Source organism: Lentzea indica (genome assembly GCF_012184385.1).
Taxonomy (GTDB): Bacteria; Actinomycetota; Actinomycetes; order Mycobacteriales; family Pseudonocardiaceae; genus Lentzea; species Lentzea indica.
The window spans coordinates 1-4,023 of the sequence record NZ_VSRL01000437.1 but is presented as its reverse complement, the minus strand read 5'-3'; the positions used below and the strand labels follow the sequence as shown (position 1 = coordinate 4,023).

Below are 4,023 nucleotides of genomic sequence, written 5' to 3'. Positions count from 1 at the left end.
AGCCCCGCGGGCAGGTCCCGGCAGCTGTCGTCCGTGGGCACCTCGGCGGCCGCGGCCAGCGCGGCGGTCAGCGCTTCTCGCCGTTGTGCCGTGGGCAGCAGGGGTACCAGCCGGGTCAACGCCTCCGCACGGTCGTGCGCGTCGGCGATCCCGGCAGCCGCCTCGTGTGCTCTTTTGACGACTTGACGTCGGTCGGGCAGGTGCGGTGCCAGCGCGGTCAGGCATCGGGCGTGGTCTTGCGGGGACCGGATCGCGCACAGGGCATCGGTCAGTTGCGGCTCGGTCAGCAGTGGGGCCAGGTTCGTCAGAGCGTCGGCTCGTGCGACCGGTTCGTCGATGGCGGCGACGGCGGCGAGCGCCGGGCCGACCGCGGCGGGAAGGTGACGAGCGAGTGCCGTGTGCACGGCGGCTCGTTGCTCTGGTGCGGGAATGGGCACGTTCAGGAGGTCCGCGAGTGCCTTTTCGCGCTCAGGGAGGCGCGTGGCGACCGCCGCGATCGCGATGACGCGGTGATGTCCGGTGATCGCCCGCGCCACGGCCAGGGCGTCGGGCAGTTCGGCATCGGGCAGGTGCGGCGTGAGACAGGCGAGGGCGTCTGCGCGGTCGTGCTCACCGCTGATCGTGTGAATCGCCGCCATGGCACCGGTTCGGTCGCCCAGCGCGGTCAGCGCACGAGCGCGGGCGTGCGGGGTGGTGATGTCCTCCGCCAGCTTCCGCGCGGTGTCCGTGTGAACGGTGGTCAGCCACGGCGCGAGGTCCGTGATGGCACCGGCCTTCTGGTGCTCACCGGCGATGTCCGCCGTGGCGTGCAACGTCTTCCGCACCAGGTCCGGCCGGCGGGCCTGGTCGAGCGGGACCAGCCTGAGCAGCACCTCGGCACGGGCGTACGCGGACTCGATCTTCTCCGCCTCTGCCAGTGCCAGGTCCAGGACACCGGGATCGGCGATCTCGGCCGCGAGCACGGCCAGCACGTGTGCCCGCGCGGTGGCCGTGGACAACCGGAGCGCGTGCGCGACCGCGCGACTCCGCGTCCACACACCGCCCGCGACCAGCGCGGCGACCAGCTCGGCGGGGATCACGTTGGTACGGCTGACGATCGATGCCGTGACCAGGTCGTAGAACGCCTCGTCGCACAGCGTCGGGGCTGGCTGGCCTGCAGCCAGCGCCCTGTCGGTCTTCTCGGCGTGGAGGTCACGTGCGAGCGCGACGTCGGCCAGGAAGTCGTCGACCGTGCCGGCGTGGTCGTGCGCGGCGAACCAGGTGGGCCGGCTCGAGTTCTCCGCTCGCAGCCAGGCGGTGCAGATCGTCGTGACGTCCCGCCGCCACGAGATGGCGTGCCAGATGCCGCAGGGGATAACCGCCGTCGATGCAATCCTGCGCGGCCGGGCCGGCGAAGTGGGTCAGGTAGCGCTCGGCGACACGGTCGTGCGCGGCGGCGGTGGCAGAGGTCAGCGTGTCCCACCACTTCCAGTCCTGCTCGGGACTCTCGTCGCCGGGGCGCACGCCAGTGAGGAACTCCCGCAGACTGGCGTGATACAGCGCGAAACCACGCCCGGCCTGCCCGTCGACGGCACCGAGAAACGGCCGCAGCGTCCGGTGGCAGTGCTCGCGCACCACACCTCGTCCACATCGGACAGAGCGGCCAGCTGCCGCGCGCTGAGCGGTTCGCCGGCGATCGCCAGGCTCGACACGAGCGGAAGCAACGCGTCGGACCAGTCGGCCTCCCGGCTCCACGACTCCAGGTTGTCGACGTAGTACCGCGACAGATCCGCGGGCAACGGGTCGGTCACCGAGCGGACGCCCTGCCGGATCTCGTTCAGGACGTAACGCAGATAGACCCACACGCCCCCGCAGCGGATCACCAGTTCCTCTGCCACATCAGGCTGGACACGGGCCACGTGGGAAGCCACATCGGCGACGTTGCGGGGATCCCCGCTCGCGAGCCGCAGCACGGTCGACGGCGGCGTGGACCTCGGTGGCGGACTGCCCGTCCGGTAGGTGCCCACCACGAAAACCCCTGGCGGCAGTTCCATCGGGAGTCCCCACGGCTGTGCCCCCGGCACCTGCTCTGCCTCGTCGGCACCGTCCACCACCAGGACGAGCGGAGGGGTGATCCTGGCCAGCAACGTCTCGAACCCCTCCGGGGTGCACCACCGCCCTGGCAGCAGGCCGCCGGGAGCGAGACCGTGCTCGCGCGCCAGCTGCCCCGCCAGGTTGCGCAGCGCGACGCGAGCCGAACCTCCCCGCGTCAGCCGTGAGAAGTGCCCCGCCCAGCCCCGTTCCCGCACGAGATGCGCGGCGAGCGCGGTCTTCCCGACTCCCGCGTCGCCCTCCACCCACAGGTAGCCGCGAGGCCGCTCGGCCAGGAACCCGTCGATCTGGTCGAGCAGCCATCGCCGCCCGGTGAACCCGTCGGCGAGCACGTCGGCGAACAACGGCCCGAGGTCGCGCACCGCCTCGTCGACCGGCACGTCTCCGGTTGCCCCGAACACCAGCGTTCCGGTCTGCACCACCATTCCCGCGAACCCCGTCACCGAGTTCACGATCCGTTCCACTGACGGCAGATCAGTCATGCGGCGCCCCCCGTTCGCAGCAGGACCGCCTGGGTGATCGACTCCGGCGGCGGCCAGCACAACCGGGTCTCCTCGCCGAGGTCGGCCACCTGCGCGGTGATGTCGTGCACTGCCAGCGGGTCCAGCGCGGCGAGGTCGTCGCAGAACCGCCGCACGGACTTGCCACCGACCCTGCGGGCCGACAGGAGCGCGCGCACCTGCCGGTCACGGCATCGCACCGCGTCGAACGGCGTGGCGTGCCGCACCAGTTCCCGCTGCCAGCTGGTGCCGAGCAGCAACGCGGCGCCGTTCCCGACGGCGGCGGCGACCCTGATCCTGGCCGCATGCGGCACGTGCCACGCCACCACGAACCTTCCCCAGTGCCGGTCGCGCAACCCCGCCACCGCCGAGAGCACGTGGTGGCCGGCGTCCGGCAGCGAGTCGACGGGCATCAGCAGCAGTACGCACGCCGACGGGTGGGCGGCCATGTCCAAAGCGGACACCGGCTCGGCTCGCATTCCGTTGCGGCCCAACGCGGAGCACAGCGCGAGGCCACGTGAGGCACCCGACCCGTCCACCACGACCACGTCCGGCCGGGCACGACGACGCCGCCGCATCAGCTGCCACCGTTGAGCAGGAACAGCTCGACCTTGGCGTCGCCAGGAGCGCCCTCCGACCCGAGGTAGGCGCGCATGTCGTTCATGCTCCGCAGCTGCGGCAGGCCCGCGGACCTCACCAGATCCTTGAGCTGCTGCGATACCAGTGTTCCCTGTGTCGGCACGGACGGATCGCGTGACTTCCCGAACACCAGGATCAGCCCGACGCGCCCGTCCACGCCGACCACGTCGACCATCTTGCGCCGGAACTCGTCCACCACGCCCGCGCCGGACGGGTCGACGTGCATGGTGAACGACTCCGAGGTCAGCAAAAGACCTTCGGGAGCAACGAAGGAGCTGGTGGTGGGCGCAGGTGACGACGAGGACGGGACGGGCTGGGCCACCGGTGGGTGTTCGTTCGACCCGAGCGCGATGATCATCAGCAACAGCGCCAGTTCCGCGAACAGCCAGCCGACGGCGCCCAGCGCGCTCACCGGTTGCCTGCGTAGTTGACGTCTGGGCGCCATCACGCCACCTGATCCGGACTCGCCGCCTGGTCCAGGTGCTCTGCGGGGTGCCGCAGACCGTCGGACACCATCGCGAGCCAGTTCACCTCGCGGATCGTCTCGCGCAGCTTGCTCGTGATCTCCTGCAGCGTGGACGCGGTGGCCTGGAACCGATCCGCCGCACCGGCCACCGAGTCGGCCGCCGCGGAGAACGGCTTCTGGGCCTCGTCGAGCAGTTCCCGGTGCGCGGCGTTGCGGGCGGACAGGTCCCTGGCCAGTGACGTCTGCGCGGCTGCCTCCCGCACGACCTCGCCGGACCTCGCCGAGCTCCCGCGCCACGCCGGCCGCGGCGCCGACGTCTGCCACGAC

5 protein-coding genes are annotated in these 4,023 nt (G+C 71.6%); all 5 read right to left on the bottom strand.

Going from position 1 to position 4,023, the window contains the following annotated elements; all coding sequences use genetic code 11:
* The coding region (locus tag FXN61_RS47880; protein WP_223165902.1) for a hypothetical protein at window positions 1–1,079 on the bottom strand (1,079 nt) is incomplete at its 3' end.
* Between the two features lie 369 nt (window positions 1,080–1,448).
* A complete protein-coding gene (locus tag FXN61_RS47875) occupies window positions 1,449–2,573 on the bottom strand; it encodes an NACHT domain-containing protein (protein ID WP_167980405.1) in 1,125 nt (374 codons plus the stop codon).
* Window positions 2,570–3,169: a hypothetical protein gene (locus tag FXN61_RS47870; RefSeq protein WP_167980404.1), complete on the bottom strand. Its 600-nt coding sequence runs from the start codon at window positions 3,167–3,169 to the stop codon at window positions 2,570–2,572. Before FXN61_RS47870 ends, FXN61_RS47875 begins: the two co-directional genes overlap by 4 nt.
* Window positions 3,169–3,675: a hypothetical protein gene (locus tag FXN61_RS47865; RefSeq protein WP_167980403.1), complete on the bottom strand. Its 507-nt coding sequence runs from the start codon at window positions 3,673–3,675 to the stop codon at window positions 3,169–3,171. The genes FXN61_RS47870 and FXN61_RS47865 overlap by 1 nt, the downstream gene beginning before the upstream one ends.
* Window positions 3,675–4,023: hypothetical protein (locus FXN61_RS47860; RefSeq protein ID WP_167980402.1), on the bottom strand; the 349-nt coding region annotated here is incomplete at its 5' end. The genes FXN61_RS47860 and FXN61_RS47865, both read right to left, overlap by 1 nt.

What these genes read in the sequence shown, in the direction of transcription:
- FXN61_RS47875 (WP_167980405.1), bottom strand. Translation starts at nt 2,573, where the DNA reads ATGACTGATCTGCCGTCAGTGGAACGGATCGTGAACTCGGTGACGGGG.
- FXN61_RS47870 (WP_167980404.1), bottom strand. Translation starts at nt 3,169, where the DNA reads ATGCGGCGGCGTCGTCGTGCCCGGCCGGACGTGGTCGTGGTGGACGGG.
- FXN61_RS47865 (WP_167980403.1), bottom strand. Translation starts at nt 3,675, where the DNA reads ATGGCGCCCAGACGTCAACTACGCAGGCAACCGGTGAGCGCGCTGGGC.